The sequence below is a fragment of the Rathayibacter sp. VKM Ac-2804 genome, assembly GCF_009866655.1.
Classification (GTDB): Bacteria; Actinomycetota; Actinomycetes; order Actinomycetales; family Microbacteriaceae; genus Rathayibacter.
In genome coordinates, this window is record NZ_CP047420.1 from 3,746,741 (window position 1) to 3,762,296 (window position 15,556).

Consider the following 15,556-nt stretch of genomic DNA (forward strand, 5'->3'; position numbering starts at 1 on the left):
CCGCAGTGCTCCGCCTACCGCGACCGCGGTACGGCGGGGACACCCTGCGAGGGACGCGCGAGGGAGCGCCGCCGCCCAGGCTGGAGGAGCCGCCCCGGAACCCGCCGGGCGGCGGAGGGAGTCCCATGAGCACGCCCATCATCTCGGTGAGAGACGTCCGCAGGTCGTACGGCCGAGGCCAGAACCGCTTCGAGGCGCTGAAGGGCGTGAGCTTCGACATCCAGGAGGGCGAGAGCGTCGCGATCGTCGGCAAGAGCGGCTCGGGCAAGTCGACCCTGATGCACCTGCTCGCGCTGCTCGACGCGCCCAGCACCGGCGTGGTCGAGCTCGAGGGAGTGGACACGAGCACGCTCAAGGGGCGCCGGCTCGACGTCACCCGCAACCGCACCTTCGGCTTCGTCTTCCAGCAGTTCTTCCTCACGCCGAACGCGTCGGTGCTCGACAACGTCGTGCTGCCGATGAAGATCGCCGGGATCGGCCGGGCGGAGCGCAAGCGCCGCGGCCTCGCCGCCCTGGCCCAGCTCGAGCTCGACGACAAGGCCGGCAGCAGGGCCGTCGACCTCTCGGGCGGGCAGAAGCAGCGGACGGTCATCGCCCGCGCGCTCGTCAACAACCCGCGCATCCTGTTCGCGGACGAGCCGACCGGCAACCTGGACACGACGACCGGCGGGGTGGTCGAGGACATCCTCTTCGCGCTCAACCGCGAGAACGGCATCACCCTGATCGTGGTCACCCACGACGAGGAGCTGGCGGCGCGCTGCGACCGGCGCCTGATGATCCGCGACGGCCTGCTGGTCGAGGACTCCGCGGCGGTGGCCGCATGAAGGCCGTCGACCTGATCGGGACCGCGATCGCCAACACCTTCCGCTCCCGGACGCGCACGCTCCTGACGATCCTCGCGATCTTCGTCGGCGCGTTCACCCTGACCCTCACCAACGGGCTCGGCACCGGCATCAACGCCTACATCGACGACACGGTCGACGGGGTGGGCGCCTCGGACGTGATGACGGTGTCGAAGACCTCCGAGTCGGCGACGGGCCTCGGCTCCGGGCCGGTCGAGTACGACCCCGACGCGATCGCGAGCGGGGCCGCCGGGCCTCCCGGGCAGACCGTCGTCGCGCTGACCCCGGCCGACCTCGACACGCTCGCCGGAGTCGAGGGCGTGCTCGACGTGCAGGCGGTGAAGTCGATCTCGGCCGACTACGTGGCGGCGGGCGGCGACGGCGCGAAGTACGTGATCGGGACCGGGAGCCTCGTGGAGGGGCAGACCGTCCAGCTCGCCGCCGGGGCCGGCCTCGACGACGCGTCGACGCAGCTCCAGGCCGTGCTGCCGGTGTCCTACGTCGAGCCGCTCGGCTTCGCGGACGACGCGGCGGCCGTCGGGACGAGCGTGTCGATCGGCATCACCGACGCGCAGCGGACGCCGCACGTGGTCGAGGCGACGATCGTCGGCGTCGCGGAGGAGAGCATCGCGGGAGCGGGCGGGGGCCTCGTCACCAACGACGCGCTCACCGACGCGCTGTTCACGACGCAGAGCATCGGCGTGCCGGCGGACCAGGTCGATCGCTTCGCCCAGGCCAGCGTGCGCTTCGACGCCGCGGCGGACGACGAGCAGGTCACCGCGCTGAAGGACCGCCTCGCGGACGCCGGCTACACCGGCACCACGGTCGCGGACCAGCTCGGCACGATCAAGGCCGTCGTCGACGGGATCGTGCTGGTGCTCAACGCCTTCGCGGTGATCGCGCTGCTGGCGGCGAGCTTCGGCATCGTCAACACGCTGCTGATGAGCGTGCAGGAGCGGACCCGCGAGATCGGACTGATGAAGGCGATGGGCATGGGCAGCGGACGCGTGTTCGCGCTCTTCAGCATCGAGGCGGCGTTCATCGGCTTCCTCGGCAGCGCGATCGGCGCGCTGCTGGCGGTGGCGGCGGGGACCGGGCTGAGCGGGGTGCTCTCGGGCTCGCTGCTCTCGGACCTGCCCGGGCTGACCCTGATCGCGTTCGACCCGGTCTCGATCCTGACGGTGGTGCTCGTGGTGATGCTGATCGCGTTCGTGGCGGGGACGCTGCCGGCCGCGCGGGCGGCACGGGCGGATCCGGTGCAGTCGCTGCGGTACGAGTAGCACCCCGGAAGTTGTCGCTGCAGAGCATCGGCTGAGCGTGCGGCTCATCGCTCAGGGGCGATGAGAAGGCGTCTCAGCCGATGTTCTGCCTCCGTCAGCGCCCCTCGTACTCCGCGTCGGTGATGTGCTCGGCCCAGGCCGTGGTGGTCGACGGGTCGTCGGCGGCCTCGAGGACGGCGAGGTGCTCCATGAAGACGCCGGGCGCGGAGGCGTGCCAGTGCTCCTCGCCGGGCGGGGTGTAGAGGGTCTGGCCGGCGTGCACCTCGAGGACCGTGCCGTCGCGGCCGCCGAAGCGGGCGACGCCCGAGGTCACGTGCAGGTACTGGCCGCGGGCGTGCGAGTGCCAGGCGGTGCGGGCGCCGGGGGCGAAGCGCACCCGGGCCACGGTGGTGCGCTGGTCGGCGTCGTGCGGCACGACGATCGTGTCGAGCCAGACGTCGCCGGCGAACTGCTCGGGCGGGTTCTTGACGGAGGGCGTCGACGGTTCGATGTTCACGGGGGTCCTTCTTCCTGGACGGATGGACGGGCGGGGCGGGCTGGCGCCTCCGCCGCCACGCTAGGCCGGGGTCGGCGTGCGGGACAGGCCCTGGCGGTACACGTTCCGGCAGGGCCTCGCTCGCGCGGGGAGCGCTCGTAGGGTGGTCCGGAACGACCTCGACGAGCGGAGACGACGATGACCCACGCGCAGGACGACGAGCGCCGCCAGGCGGTGGCGGGGCCGACCCGCCCCTTCGGCGACGAGGTGTTCGAGGACGACGGGGGCACGACGCTGCGCTGGCTCGGCATGGCCGGGTTCCTGCTCACCTCGCGCGGCACGTCGCTGATGATCGATCCGCTGCTCGGCGGCTTCGACATGCCGGTGCTGATCGACTTCCCGATCGCCGCGTCCGCCGTGCCGCGGCTCGACGCGGTGCTGGTGACGCACAGCGACAACGACCACTTCAGCCGGCCGACCTGCCGGGAGCTCGCGCCGGTGACCACCGCGTTCCACTCGACGCGCTACGTCGCCTCGGAGATGACCGCCGAGGGGCTGCCGGCCCACGGGCACGGGATCGGCGACGCGTTCGAGGTCGGCGGCGTCGGCGTCCGGCTGACCCCGGCCGACCACGCCTGGCAGAACGCGTTCCCCGAGCCGGGGCAGCGCTTCTTCGAGGAGGAGGACGCCTGCGGCTTCTGGATCGAGACGGCCGACGGCACGGTCTGGGCGCCCGGCGATTCGCGGCTGATCCGCGAGCACCACCTGACCGGACCGAGCCCGGACGTGATGCTCTTCGACTTCTCGGACAGCGAGTGGCACTTCACCTTCGAGGGCGCGATCGAGATGGCGGACGCGCATCCGACGTCGCAGCTGCTGCTGCACCACTGGGGCTCGGTGGACTCGCCGGACTTCGCGCCGTTCAACGGCGATCCGGCGGACGTGCTGCGCGCGGTGTCGCATCCGGAGCGGGTGCACGTGCTGGCGCCCGGGGAGGCGTACCGGCTGGGCTGACGGGTCAGGCGGGACGGAGGAGCCCGGCTGGGCGGACGAGCCTGGCCGGGTGGGGAAGCCCGCGCTCGTCGAGCTCAGACCGCCGGCCGCGAGGCGGGGAGCACCAGGGCCGAGCGGCGGCCGAGCAGCCAGACCGTGAGCGCGAAGCCGCTCAGCACGGCGCCGGCGATGCAGACCGCGCCCCAGCCGCCGTGGGTCCAGAGGAAGGACGCGAGGGCCGAGCCGATCGCGCCGCAGACGAAGTTGGTCGTGATGAACGCGGTGTTGAGGCGGCTGCGCGCGGACGGGTCGACCTGGAACATCCGGGACTGGACCAGGATGTTGTGCCCCTGGATCGCGATGTCGAGCACCAGGATCGCGACGATCACGGCGACGATCGAGCCGCCGCCGAGTCCGCCGATCACCCAGGACGCCAGCACCGCCGTCCAGGCGATGCCGATCACCGGGAGCGCCAGACCGCGGTCGTGCAGGTGGCCGGCGCGCTGGGCGGCGATCGCACCGGCGAGGCCGATCAGGCCGAAGAGCCCGATCGTGCCGACGTCGAAGGAGAACGGCGGGGCGCTGAGCAGGAAGGTCAGCGACGTCCAGAACATCGTGAAGACGGCGAAGGACGTGCCGCCGAGGGCGAGGCTCCAGCGCACCGAGCTCTCGCGCCGGACGATCGCGAAGACCGAGGCGATCAGCGCCGGGTAGCGCAGCGTGGTCCGCGGCGGCAGCGACGGGATGGCGCGGGCGAGCAGCACGGCGAGCACGACTCCCGCGACCGCGGCGACGACGTAGACGGTGCGCCAGCCGGCGGCCTGCGCGATGAGGCCGCTGACGGTGCGCGAGACGAGGATGCCGGTCAGGATGCCGGAGACGACGGTGCCGACGACCCTCCCCCGCGTGGCGTCGTCGGCGAGATCGCCCGCGAGCGGGGCGAGGATCTGGCCGGCGACGGTGGTCAGGCCGACCAGCGCGAGAGTGGCGACGAGCACGGCGAAGGTGGGCGCGAGCGCGCAGGCGAGCAGCGCGAGGGAGGCGCAGAGCATCGCGGCGGGCACGAGGACGCGGCGGTCGAGCACGTCGCCGAGCGGGACGAAGAGGAGGACGCCGAGGGCGTAGCCGAGCTGCGTCGCGGTGACGAGCCAGCCGGCGGATCCGGTGCTCGTGCCGAGGTCGGCGGCGAGGAAGTCGAGCAGCGGCTGGGCCCAGTAGAGGTTGCCGACGGCGACGCCGCCCGCGATCGCGAAGAGGAGGGTGGTGCGGCGGTTCACTCGGTGGTCCTGTCGGCGGGGGCGGGGTGCGCGGCCGGGGTCGTCTGCGCGCTCTGCGTCGCCGACCAGCTCGCGAGCAGCTTCAGGGCGTCGTCGCTCGGCGAGCCGGGCTCCGCGCTGTAGATGAGGAAGTCGAGACCGGGGTCGCCCAGCGGCTCGAACGCCTCGTAGCTGAGGTGCAGGTCGCCGACGATCGGGTGGTGGAAGTGCTTGCTGCCGCTGGCGTGGTGGCGGACCTCGTGGGCACCCCAGCGGGTGCGGAACTCGTCGCTCCGGGTGGAGAGCTCGCCGACGAGCGCCTGGAGCTCGGCGTCGTGCGGGGCGCGGCCGGCCTCGGTGCGGAGGATGCCGACGGTGATGTCGGCGGCGGTGCTCCACACCGGGTAGAACGCCTCCGCGAGCTCGCGCTGCAGGAAGGCGAAGCGGGCAAGATTGACCGGGCGCTCCGGGAGCGCGTAGAGGTCGGCGTAGAGCGCGCGGAAGAGGTCGTTCTCGACGAGGACGTCGAGCCGGCCGTTGCGGACGAAGGCGGGGGCCGAGGTGATCGACTCGACCGCGAGCCGCATGCTCGGGCGGACGGCCGCGGGCGCACGCCGGCGGGAGCGCAGCGGCGAGCGCTCGGCCGCGCGGGCGAGGTCGAAGAGGTGCTCGCGCTCGGCGCGGTCGAGGCGCAGGGCGTCGGCGAGCGCGGTCAGCACCGACTCGGACGCGCCGCGGAGGTCGCCGCGCTCGATCCGCGAGTAGTACTCGATGCTCACGCCGGCCAGCTGGGCCACCTCGCTGCGGCGCAGGCCCGGCACCCGGCGGTTGCCGCCGGCGGGCAGCTCGACCTGCTCGGGGGTCAGCCGGGCCCGGCGGGAGGTCAGGAAGTCGCGCGCCTCGGGGTCGTTCGTCATGCCTGTCACGCTACGGCGCCGGGGCCTGGGGAGGGATGCCCTGCGGGGGCACCGGTGCGGCGGGCGGGTGCGTCCTGGGGAGCGAGGGCGAGCTCGCATGCTGATCGAGTAGCCCGCGGAGCGGGCGTATCGAGATCCACCACCGTCAGAAGACGAGTCTGCAGACACGCCCTGCTGAGACGGGTGGGTCTCGATACGCCCCTGCGGGGCTACTCGACCAGCATGGAAGGGGGCGTGCGGCCCTCCCTGCGCTGCTCGACCAGCATGAGAGGGCGCACCGGCCGGCTCCCTGTTCTTCACGTTTCAGGACGCGTTCTGTCCGCCTTCGTCGGCAGGGTGGAGGGCATGAGCGAAGCAGAGAGCGTCTTCCCCTTCCGCATCGACATCGCCGGGAGCGACGTCGAGGACCTCCGCCACCGGCTCCGGGCCGCGCGGCTCCCCGCGCCGCTGCCCGGCGACGGCTGGGACACCGGCGTGCCGACCGACAGCCTCCGCCGGCTCGCGTCGGCCTGGGCGGAGTTCGACTGGGCGCGGTACCAGGAGCGGCTGAACGAGGTGCCGCAGTTCAGCACGGTGATCGACGGGCAGACGATCCACTTCGCGCACGTGCGGTCCGCCGTGGCGGGTGCCGTGCCGCTGCTGCTGACGCACGGCTGGCCGGGGTCGTTCCTCGAGTTCCTCGGACTGATCGGCCCGCTGACCGATCCGGTCGCGCACGGCGGCGAGGCGGCCGACGCCTTCGACGTCGTGATCCCCTCGATCCCCGGCTTCGGCTTCTCGTCTCCGCTGGCTTCGGACGGCTGGACGACGCGGCGGATCGCCGAGGCGTGGCTGACGCTGATGGACCGGCTCGGCTACGACCGCTTCGCCGTGCAGGGCGGTGACCTCGGCGCGGGGATCTCGCCCGAGGTGGCGCGGGTGGCGCCGGAGCGGGTGATCGGCGTGCACGTGAACGGCACACTCGGCTTCGCGACCGACGTCGACGACGAGACGGCCGCGTCCCTGACGGAGCTGGAGCAGGACCGGCTGCGGCGGACCCGCACCTTCATGGTGGAGGAGTACGGCTACATCGCCCTCCAGTCGACCCGGCCGGGACTCGTCGGCGAGCTGCTCAGCGACTCCCCCGTCGCGCAGCTGGCGTGGATGCTGGACAAGCTCCAGGCCTGGACGCATCCGGCGGAGAGGCCGGCCGAGGAGATCGTGGGCCTGGACCTGCTGCTCGGGAACGCCTCGCTGTACTGGTTCACGGCGACGGCGGGCTCGGCCGCGTCGGTCGGCTACGCGCAGGGCGGCGACTGGGGTGCGCCCCCGGAGGACTCGGGAGTGCCGACCGCGGTGCTCTGCTTCGCGCACGACATCGGCATCCGGCGCTTCGTCGAGGACGCGCACACGATCGTGCGCTGGACGGACGTGCCCGAGCGCGGCGGGCACTTCGCGGCGCTCGAGGAGCCGGAGACGCTCGTCGCGGACGTGCGGGAGTTCCTGCGGCCGCTGCGGTGAGCGGGCGCGCGCAGGCGACCTCAGTTCGACCCGCAGGACATCCATGCTGATCGAGTAGCCCGCGGAGCGGGCGTATCGAGATCCACCACCGTCAGAAGACGAGTCTGCAGACACGCCCTGCTGAGACGGGCGGGTCTCGATACGCCCCTGCGGGGCTACTCGACCAGCAGGAAAGGGGCCGACGTCGTGCGCCCGCGAACGCGTCAGGGGCGGTCGAGGCGGGGGGCGGCGGCCAGGAGGCGGCGGGTGTAGTCCTCGCGCGGGGCGCCGAGGACGGCGGCGGCCGGGCCGGACTCGACGAGGCGGCCGTCTCGCATGACGGCGATGCGGTCGCTCATGTGCGCGATGACGCCGAGGTCGTGCGAGATCAGCAGCAGCGCGAGGCCGTGGCGGCGCTGGAGCTCGTCGAGCAGGTCGAGGATCTGCGCCTGCACCGAGACGTCGAGGGCCGAGACGGGCTCGTCGCAGATCAGGACGTCGGGGCGGGTCGCCAGGGCGCGCGCGATCGAGACGCGCTGGCGCTGGCCGCCGGAGAGGGTGCGCGGCGAGCGGCGCTCGAGCGACGGCGCGAGGCCGACGCTCTCGAGCAGCGCCGGCACCGACTCCGCGCCCGCATCGCGCAGCAGCCGGCCGACGCTCCAGCGCGGGTCGAAGGACGACAGGCTGTCCTGGTAGATCGCGCCGATCCGCGGGCGGAGTGGTCGCCGCGCTCGCTCGGTGGCGGCCGACCACGGGCCGCCGTCGAACTCGACCGAGCCCGCGTCCGGCCGGCGCAGCGCGAGCAGCAGGCGGGCGACCGTGCTCTTGCCGGAGCCGGACTCGCCGACGAGTCCGAGGGTCTCGCCGCGGCGCAGCTCGAGGCCGACGCCGGCGACGGCGGTGCGGGTGCCGCCACCGGGGCGGGGGAAGCGGGTGACGAGGTCCGTCGCGCGCAGCAGCAGCTCGCCGGGCGGCGCGGGCGGGACGACGGGGGCATTCGGTTCCGTCAGCCGCGAGCCGCGCGGCCGCCCGGCCGGGACCGCGGCGACGAGCGTCCGCGCCTGGATCGACTCCGGTGAGCGCAGCACCCGGGCCGCCGGGCCGTCCTCGACGACGCGGCCGTCCGCGAGCACGAGGATCCGGTCGGCGAGCCCGGCGACGACGGCGAGGTCGTGCGAGACCAGCAGCAGCGCCCGGCCGCGCGCCTTCTGCTCGGCGAACAGCTCGAGCACCCGGGCCTGCACGGTGACGTCGAGGGCGGTGGTCGGCTCGTCGGCCACCAGGAGCGGCGGGTCGAGGGCGATCGCGGCGGCGAGCAGAGCGCGCTGACGGAGTCCGCCGGAGAGCTCGCCGGAGCGGTCGCGCATCCGCTCCTCGGGGTCGGGCATGCCGACGCTCGCGAGCACCTCGGCGACGCGTGCCGACGCCTCCGCCGCCGAGAGCCGGGAGTGCAGGCGCAGCACGTCGCCGATCTCACGGCCGATCGGGCGCAGCGGATCGAGCGAGAGCAGCGCGTCCTGCGGCACGAAGCCGACGCCCGCTCCCCTGAGGCGGCGCAGCGACCGCGCGCCCGCGCCGATCACCTCCTGGTCGCCGACCCGGACGCTCCCGGTCGCCGTGCCGCCGCTGAGACCCAGCAGCGCGCGAGCGGTCACGCTCTTGCCCGAGCCCGACTCGCCGACGATCGCGACGCACTCCCCCGGCTCGACGCGGAAGGACACCCCGTGCACGACCTCGACGCCGTCGAAGGCGACGCGGAGGTCCTCCACCACGGCGGCGCTGCCCGCGCGCGCGGCGCTCATCGCGCGCCCCGCAGTCGCCCGCCGAGGACCGTGGTCGCGAGCGTGGTCAGCACGATCGCGAGGCCCGGGAACACCGTCAGCCACCAGGCGCTCGAGAGGTAGGTGCGGCCCGCGGAGAGCATCGCACCCCACTCCGGCGCCGGCGGCTCGGCCCCGAGGCCCAGGTAGCTCAGCGCCGACGCCCAGACGATCGCCTGGCCGACGCCGAGGGTCGCCAGCACCGCGAGCGGGCCGAAGGTGTTCGGCAGCACGTGCGCGAGCAGGATCCGCGGGGAGGAGTGGCCGAGCACCCGCGCCGCCTCGACGTAGCCGGAGTCGCGGATGCCGAGCAGCTGGGTCCGGAGGATGCGCGCGTAGCCGGGCGCGGTCGAGAGGCCGACCGCGACCGTCGCGGGGACGACTCCGGGGCCGGTGACCACGATCACCAGCAGCGCGAGCAGCAGCGCGGGGAAGGCGAAGAGCACCTCGAGGACGCGGCCGATCACTCCGTCGACGAAGCGGCCGCCGAACGCCGCGGCCACGCCCAGCACGGCGCCGAGCACGAGGCCGATGGCGGTCGCGCTGACTCCGATCAGGAGGGAGGCGCCCGCCCCGGCGATCAGGCGGCTGAGCACGTCGCGGCCCGACTCGTCGGTGCCGAGGGAGTGCGCGGCGGAGGGCGGGTCGAAGGCGTCGCGCGGGGCGATGGCGAGCGGATCGAAGGGGGCGAGGAGGTCGGGGGCGACGGCCGCGAGCAGCAGGAGGACGACGAAGGCGAGGGCGAGGAGCTCGCCGACGCGGAGGCGGCCGGCGGCCCGGCGCGCGGGGCGGGCGGCGCGCAGCTCGAGCTCGCTCATGCGCCGGCCTCCTGCGGGCGGGCGGCGGCGAGGCGCGGATCGACGAGGCGGGCGACGAGGTCCGTGGCGAGGGTGACCACGATGTAGGCGAGGGCGGTGACGAGCACGACGCCGGTGACGACGGGGACGTCGCGGACGGTCACCGCGGCCAGCAGCGTGCGGCCGAGACCGGGCCGGGCGAAGATCGTCTCGACCACCACGGCACCGCCGATCAGGTAGCCGAACGCCCAGCCCGAGAGCGAGACGCCCGGCAGCACCGCGTGCCGCAGGGCGTGCCGGAGCCGGATGCCGAGCTCGCCCTCGCCGCGAGCCCGGGCCGCGAGCACGAACGGCGACTCCAGCGCGTCGAGGAGGGAGCGCCGCATCACCTGGCCGAGGAAGCCGGCGAGCGGGATCGCGAGGGTCAGCGCGGGCAGGACGAGTCCGTTCGCGGAGCCGGTGCTGACCGGCGGGAACCAGCGCAGCGCGGTCGCGAAGACGGCGATCAGCACGGTGGCGAGCCAGAAGTGCGGGAGGGCGGCGGCGGTCAGCTCGAGGCCGGAGCCGATCGCGGCGGCCACGCGACCGCCGCGGGTGGACCAGAGCGCGGTGGCGAGGGCGAGGACCCAGGCGAGGGTCAGCGCGAGCGCGGCCAGGAGAAGGGTGCCGGGCAGCTGCTGGGCGAGGAGGTCGGCGACGGGGGTGCGCAGGGAGTAGGAGGTGCCGAGGTCGCCGCGGGCGAGGCGGCCGAGCTGGGTGAGGTACTGCACGAGCAGCGGCTGGTCGAGTCCGTACTGCTCGCGGACGGCGGCGAGCGCCTCCTCGGACGCCTGCGAGCCGGGGCCGCCGAGGATCGCCTGCGCGGGGTCGCCGGGGATCAGGCGGATGAGGAAGAACACGGCGGTCGCGACCGCCCAGAGCACCACGAGCGCGCCGCCGAGGCGGAGGAGGAGGAGGCGGATCATCGGGGGCTCCTCTCGGGGGTGCGGGTTCTGGCGGGCGGGTCTCGATACGCCGCTGCGCGGCTGCTCGACCAGCATGGTGGAGGCTGCGGCACCGCTCGACCGGCGGGCGACGCATGCTGATCGAGTAGCCCTCGCAGAGGGCGTATCGAGATCCACCCTGCTGGCGACGCCGGGCCTCGATACGCCGCGTGCCGCGGCTACTCGACCAGCATGGCGCTGCTCGACCGGCGGGCGACGCATGCTGATCGAGCAGCCCGCGGAGCGGGCGTATCGAGATCCACCGTGATCAGGACGCCGGGTCTCGATACGCCGCTTCGCGGCTGCTCGACCAGCATGCTCGGAAGCAGCGCGGGCCCGCAGGGTCAGAGCCAGGCGTCCGCGAACCAGGGGGTCGAGACGGTCGCCAGGGCGGCGACGCCCTGGACGGCCGAGCGGTGCAGGTAGTGGTTCTGCTGGTCGTAGAGCGGCAGGATCCAGTAGCCCTCGAGCACGATCCGCTGCGCCTGCGAGTAGAGGTCGGCGCGCTCGGTCTCGTCGACGGTCGCGCTCGCCTGCTCGAGCAGGGCGTCGAGGGCGGGGTCGTTCACCTGGGCGTGGTTGGCGAAGTAGCCGCTCGGCGCCGGGGTGATGCCGGAGGACGCGTAGAGGGTGCGCAGCACGTCCGGTCCGACCTTCGTGTACGGCGCGCTGACCAGCTCGTACTCGTTCGCGGCGAGCGCGGTGTACCAGCTGGAGAGGTCGAGCAGGCTGATCTGCACGTCGAAGCCGGCGACCTTCGCGGACGCCTGGATCTGCTCGAACAGCGACTGCTCGGCCGGGATCGACTGGTTGGTGCTCACCGGGAGGCGCAGGACGAGCGGCGCGCCGTCCTTCTCGCGGATGCCGTCGCCGTCGGAGTCGACCCAGCCCGCGGCCTCGAGGAGGTCCTCCGCGGCGGCGATCTCGTCGTCCGAGCCGGCGTCCTCGAAGAGCGACGGGTCGGAGTACGCGGTCGCCTCGCTGCTCGACAGCGGCGAGTACGAGCGCTCGGCGGTGCCGAAGAAGAGGGAGTCGATGGCGTCGTTCACACCGACGGCGCGGACGAACGCCTCGCGCACGCTCTCGTCGTCGAACGGCGCCTGGCCGGAGTTGAGCTCGAGGCGGTTCACCGAGCCGGGGCGGGGCGCGTCGATCTCGACCAGGTCGGAGGCGTCGGTCGCGGCCGCCAGGGTGTCGGGCTGGGCGTTGTCGATCACGTCGACCTCGCCGGCCTGCAGCGCCGCGTAGCGGGTGGCGGAGTCGGGGATGAAGCGCCAGGTGATGCTCGAGAGGTAGGCGGGGCCGTCGTGTCCCTCGCCGGTCGGGCCGGTCGCGGCGTCGTAGGCGTCGTTGCGGGTGAGGGTCACGTGGTCCTGCTTGACCCACTCCGTCACCGTGAACGGGCCGGTGCCGACGGGCGCCTCGCAGTTCGCCTCCTCGCCGCGGGAGATGCCGGTGGGCGACTCGATCGCGGTCCACGGCTGCGAGAGCGACTCGAGCAGCGCGCTGTCGGGGGCGCTGAGGGTGAAGCGGGCGACGGTCGGCGAGACCGCGGTGACCGACTCGACCTTCGCGACGGCGAGGTAGCCGGTGGAGGACTTGGTCGCCGGGTCCTGGAGGTGCGCGATGTTGGCGGCGACCGCCTCCGCGTCGAGCGGGGTGCCGTCGGTGAAGGTCAGGCCCTCGCGGAGGGTGAAGTCGTAGCTGAGCGCGTCGTCCGAGACGGTCCACGACTCCGCGAGCCACGGGGTGATGGTGCCGTCGTCGGTGCGGGAGACGAGCGACTCCAGGACCTGGGTGGCGAGCAGCGCCTGCGGGTAGTTGCCGCCGACGTGCGGGTCGAGGCAGGTGGGCTCGGCGTCGCCGGTCGCGTAGGTGAGGACTCCGTCGGCGACCGGGGTGCTGGAGCCTCCCCCGGTGTCGCCGTCGGACGCGGCGGTGCAGCCGGTCAGCAGGAGGGCGGAGGCCGCGAGGGCGGCGAGGGCGGAACGGCGCAGAGTCATGGCGGCTTTCGTCAGGAGGGGGAAGCCGCGTTTCTTGGACCCGGCCCACTAAACGCTACCAGCGCACTCAGCCTTCGGGCGGAGGTCCCCCGTTCTGCCCGTCTCCGCGAGATGCCAGTTGGGTACGCGACACGCCGAGAAAAGCGTGCACAAGTGGCATCTCGCGGAAGGGGGCAGACGGGTGGGTCAGCCGGCGGTCGAGGCGCGGACGACGAGCTCGGGCTGGAAGACGACCTGGCGGGGCTCGGACTCGAGGAGGAGCTCGACGGCCGTCGCGCCGATCAGGGCGCTCGGCTGGCGGATGCTCGACAGCGGCACGATCGTCGCGGTCGCGAAGGCGATGTCGTCGTAGCCGATCAGCGCCACGTCCTCCGGCACCCGCAGCTCGCCCAGCAGCATCAGCCCCTGCAGCACGCCGACCGCGACCAGGTCGTTCGCGCAGAAGACGGCGTCGGGGCGCTCGGCCGCGTCGCGCTCGGCGAGCGCCTGCCCCGCGGCCCGGCCGTCCAGCACGGTGAGCCCCGTCGTCGGCAGCACCTCGAGCGTGGCGCCCGGCACCGCCGCCACGGCCTCGCGCGCGCCGTCGAACCGGTCCGCGACCTGCCGGATCGACTCCGGCCCGCCGACCACCGCGATCCGGCGCCGCCCGAGCCCGAGCAGGTGCTCGACCGCGAGCCGGCCGCCCGCGACGTCGTCGACCGCGACCGACGAGAACGCGCTGTCCCCCGACTCCCGGTCGACCAGGACGCAGGGGATGCCGTGCGCACGGAGCCGGTCGAGCCGCGCCGACCCCTCCCCCTGCGGCGAGATCAGCACCCCGCTCACCCGCTGCTCCTCGAAGAGGTCGAGGTAGGAGTCCTCGCGGTCGGCCTCGGCGTCGGTGCTCGCGAGGAGCACGGAGAGTCCCGCCTCGGCGGCGCGCGCCTGGGCTCCGCGGGCGAGCTCGGCGAAGAACGGGTTGCCGGCGTCGAGCACGACGAGGCCGATGCTGCGGCTGCGTCCGGCGCGGAGCTGACGGGCCGCGTCGTTGCGGACGAAGCCGAGCTCGGCGATCGCGGACTGCACCCGGCGGACGGACTCGGCGCCGACCTTCTCGGGCCGGTTGAGCACGTTCGAGACGGTGCCGACCGACACTCCGGCGCGCGCGGCGACCTCGCGGACACTGATGGACGCCACATCGTCTCCTCTGGTCGTCGCGGATCGCAGGACTGCGCGCGATCCGGGAATCATCTCATCCGGCGGCACCGCGGCGGGTGTCCCCCTCAGCAGGCCTTTGACAGCCCGGGAAGCCGAGCGATACGCTCGCTCCACGGCGCTGTGAAACGATTCATACGGTGCCGCCCGGTCGGTGCCCACCGCGGACGGCCGGATCGCCCCGCAGAGAAGGACCCCACCGTGACCGACCTCAGCCCCGACGTCCTCCGCCAGCTCGAGCAGCAGGCGATCGAACTGCCCTCCTGGGCGTTCGGCAACTCCGGCACCCGCTTCAAGGTGTTCAGCACCCCGGGCACCCCGCGGACGATCCAGGAGAAGATCTCGGACGCGGCGAAGGTCAACGAGCTGACCGGCCTGGCCCCGAGCGTCGCGCTGCACATCCCCTGGGACAAGGTGGACGACTACGCGGCGCTGAGCGAGTTCGCCGCGTCGAAGGGCGTCGCGCTGGGCACGATCAACTCGAACACGTTCCAGGACGACGACTACAAGTTCGGCTCGCTCACGCACTCCGACCCGGTGATCCGCCAGAAGGCGATCGACCACCACCTCGCCTGCATCGACATCATGGACGCGACCGGCTCGCGCGACCTCAAGATCTGGCTCGCCGACGGCTCCAACTACCCGGGCCAGCAGGACATCCGCGGCCGTCAGGACCGCCTCGCCGACTCGCTCGCCGCGATCTACGAGCGCCTCGGCACCGAGCAGCGCCTGGTGCTCGAGTACAAGTTCTTCGAGCCCGCGTTCTACCACACCGATGTGCCGGACTGGGGCACCTCCTACGCCCACGTGGCCGCGCTCGGCGACCGCGCCCTGGTCTGCCTCGACACCGGCCACCACGCGCCGGGCACCAACATCGAGTTCATCGTCGCCCAGCTGCTGCGCCTCGGGAAGCTCGGCTCGTTCGACTTCAACTCGCGCTTCTACGCGGACGACGACCTGATCGTCGGCGCGGCCGACCCGTTCCAGCTCTTCCGCATCCTCTTCGAGGTGGTGCGCGGAGGCGGCTACGGCCCGGACTCGCCCGTCGCCTTCATGCTCGACCAGTGCCACAACGTCGAGGACAAGATCCCCGGCCAGATCCGCTCGGTGCTCAACGTGCAGGAGATGACGGCGCGCGCGCTGCTCGTCGACCGCGCGGCCCTCGAGGAGGCGCAGCTCGCCGGCGACGTGCTCGGCGCGAACGGGATCTTCATGGACGCCTTCTACTCCGACGTCCGCCCGGCCCTCGCGGCCTGGCGCTCGGAGCGCGGGCTGCCGGCCGACCCGATGGCGGCGTACGCGGCGTCCGGGCACGCGCAGGCCATCGCGGAGGAGCGCGTCGGCGGCACGCAGTCGAGCTGGGGCGCGTAGGTCTCGGCGGGAGCGCCCGCACGACTCAGGCTGGAAGGGCCGATCCGACCGTTTCTCGACGGATTCGGGGCTTCCAGCCTTCGTTGTGCACGGCAGTGAGGCGTGACCGGCCGGCGAGCGGAGTCCTGAGCGCCGTCGGGTGCTGA

The 15,556-nt window shown here is 73.5% G+C and carries 13 protein-coding genes; 5 read left to right on the forward strand and 8 right to left on the reverse strand.

The genetic code is table 11. The features are described from left to right. Nucleotides 1–125: 125 nt before the first annotated feature. Nucleotides 126–824 (forward strand): ABC transporter ATP-binding protein, encoded by a 699-nt coding sequence (locus tag GTU73_RS17445; RefSeq protein ID WP_123446839.1) that lies wholly within the window; start codon nt 126–128, stop codon nt 822–824. Then, the gene (locus GTU73_RS17450; RefSeq protein WP_160090892.1) at nt 821–2,122 is read left to right on the forward strand and encodes an ABC transporter permease; all 1,302 of its coding nucleotides are present in this window, start codon (nt 821–823) and stop codon (nt 2,120–2,122) included. Before GTU73_RS17445 ends, GTU73_RS17450 begins: the two co-directional genes overlap by 4 nt. A gap of 94 nt (nt 2,123–2,216) precedes the next feature. Here GTU73_RS17450 and GTU73_RS17455 read toward each other — a convergent pair whose 3' ends face one another. Beyond that, nucleotides 2,217–2,618, reverse strand: a complete 402-nt coding sequence (locus GTU73_RS17455; protein ID WP_160090893.1) for a cupin domain-containing protein — start codon at nt 2,616–2,618, stop codon at nt 2,217–2,219. A gap of 177 nt (nt 2,619–2,795) precedes the next feature. Here GTU73_RS17455 and GTU73_RS17460 point away from each other — a divergent pair, with 177 nt between their 5' ends. Further along, nucleotides 2,796–3,611, forward strand: coding sequence for an MBL fold metallo-hydrolase (locus GTU73_RS17460; RefSeq protein ID WP_160090894.1), 816 nt, complete (start codon nt 2,796–2,798; stop codon nt 3,609–3,611). 74 nt (nt 3,612–3,685) lie between these two features. On the opposite strand, the gene GTU73_RS17465 is transcribed toward GTU73_RS17460, so the two are convergent. Next, nucleotides 3,686–4,867, reverse strand: a complete 1,182-nt coding sequence (locus GTU73_RS17465; RefSeq protein WP_160090895.1) for an MFS transporter — start codon at nt 4,865–4,867, stop codon at nt 3,686–3,688. Next, the gene (locus tag GTU73_RS17470; protein ID WP_160090896.1) at nt 4,864–5,763 is read right to left on the reverse strand and encodes a helix-turn-helix transcriptional regulator; all 900 of its coding nucleotides are present in this window, start codon (nt 5,761–5,763) and stop codon (nt 4,864–4,866) included. Before GTU73_RS17470 ends, GTU73_RS17465 begins: the two co-directional genes overlap by 4 nt. Nucleotides 5,764–6,108: 345 nt before the next feature. Here GTU73_RS17470 and GTU73_RS17475 point away from each other — a divergent pair, with 345 nt between their 5' ends. Beyond that, nucleotides 6,109–7,263: an epoxide hydrolase family protein gene (locus GTU73_RS17475; protein WP_160090897.1), complete on the forward strand. Its 1,155-nt coding sequence runs from the start codon at nt 6,109–6,111 to the stop codon at nt 7,261–7,263. 203 nt (nt 7,264–7,466) lie between these two features. Here the strand turns inward: GTU73_RS17475 and GTU73_RS17480 are convergent, their stop codons facing one another. The 5 genes from GTU73_RS17480 to GTU73_RS17500 all read right to left on the reverse strand — a co-directional run bounded on the left by GTU73_RS17480 (nt 7,467) and on the right by GTU73_RS17500 (nt 14,021). After that, nucleotides 7,467–9,044, reverse strand: coding sequence for an ABC transporter ATP-binding protein (locus GTU73_RS17480; RefSeq protein WP_160090898.1), 1,578 nt, complete (start codon nt 9,042–9,044; stop codon nt 7,467–7,469). After that, nucleotides 9,041–9,880 carry an ABC transporter permease gene (locus tag GTU73_RS17485; RefSeq protein ID WP_160090899.1) on the reverse strand — a complete coding sequence of 280 codons (840 nt, stop codon included), beginning with the start codon at nt 9,878–9,880 and terminating at the stop codon, nt 9,041–9,043. Before GTU73_RS17485 ends, GTU73_RS17480 begins: the two co-directional genes overlap by 4 nt. After that, nucleotides 9,877–10,824, reverse strand: a complete 948-nt coding sequence (locus tag GTU73_RS17490; protein ID WP_160090900.1) for an ABC transporter permease — start codon at nt 10,822–10,824, stop codon at nt 9,877–9,879. The genes GTU73_RS17485 and GTU73_RS17490 overlap by 4 nt, the downstream gene beginning before the upstream one ends. Before the next feature lie 362 nt (nt 10,825–11,186). Further along, the gene (locus tag GTU73_RS17495; RefSeq protein WP_160090901.1) at nt 11,187–12,845 is read right to left on the reverse strand and encodes an ABC transporter substrate-binding protein; all 1,659 of its coding nucleotides are present in this window, start codon (nt 12,843–12,845) and stop codon (nt 11,187–11,189) included. A 186-nt stretch (nt 12,846–13,031) separates the two neighbouring features. Further along, the gene (locus GTU73_RS17500; protein ID WP_244231689.1) at nt 13,032–14,021 is read right to left on the reverse strand and encodes a LacI family DNA-binding transcriptional regulator; all 990 of its coding nucleotides are present in this window, start codon (nt 14,019–14,021) and stop codon (nt 13,032–13,034) included. Between the two features lie 219 nt (nt 14,022–14,240). Between GTU73_RS17500 and rhaI the strand changes: the two genes are divergently transcribed. Further along, nucleotides 14,241–15,410: an L-rhamnose isomerase gene (rhaI, locus tag GTU73_RS17505; protein WP_160090903.1), complete on the forward strand. Its 1,170-nt coding sequence runs from the start codon at nt 14,241–14,243 to the stop codon at nt 15,408–15,410. The last annotated feature ends 146 nt before the right edge of the window (nt 15,411–15,556 follow it).

What these genes read in the sequence shown, in the direction of transcription:
- GTU73_RS17470 (WP_160090896.1), bottom strand. Translation starts at nt 5,763, where the DNA reads ATGACGAACGACCCCGAGGCGCGCGACTTCCTGACCTCCCGCCGGGCC.
- GTU73_RS17450 (WP_160090892.1), top strand. Translation starts at nt 821, where the DNA reads ATGAAGGCCGTCGACCTGATCGGGACCGCGATCGCCAACACCTTCCGC.
- GTU73_RS17495 (WP_160090901.1), bottom strand. Translation starts at nt 12,845, where the DNA reads ATGACTCTGCGCCGTTCCGCCCTCGCCGCCCTCGCGGCCTCCGCCCTC.
- GTU73_RS17485 (WP_160090899.1), bottom strand. Translation starts at nt 9,880, where the DNA reads ATGAGCGAGCTCGAGCTGCGCGCCGCCCGCCCCGCGCGCCGGGCCGCC.
- GTU73_RS17480 (WP_160090898.1), bottom strand. Translation starts at nt 9,044, where the DNA reads ATGAGCGCCGCGCGCGCGGGCAGCGCCGCCGTGGTGGAGGACCTCCGC.
- GTU73_RS17445 (WP_123446839.1), top strand. Translation starts at nt 126, where the DNA reads ATGAGCACGCCCATCATCTCGGTGAGAGACGTCCGCAGGTCGTACGGC.
- GTU73_RS17460 (WP_160090894.1), top strand. Translation starts at nt 2,796, where the DNA reads ATGACCCACGCGCAGGACGACGAGCGCCGCCAGGCGGTGGCGGGGCCG.
- GTU73_RS17475 (WP_160090897.1), top strand. Translation starts at nt 6,109, where the DNA reads ATGAGCGAAGCAGAGAGCGTCTTCCCCTTCCGCATCGACATCGCCGGG.
- GTU73_RS17490 (WP_160090900.1), bottom strand. Translation starts at nt 10,824, where the DNA reads ATGATCCGCCTCCTCCTCCTCCGCCTCGGCGGCGCGCTCGTGGTGCTC.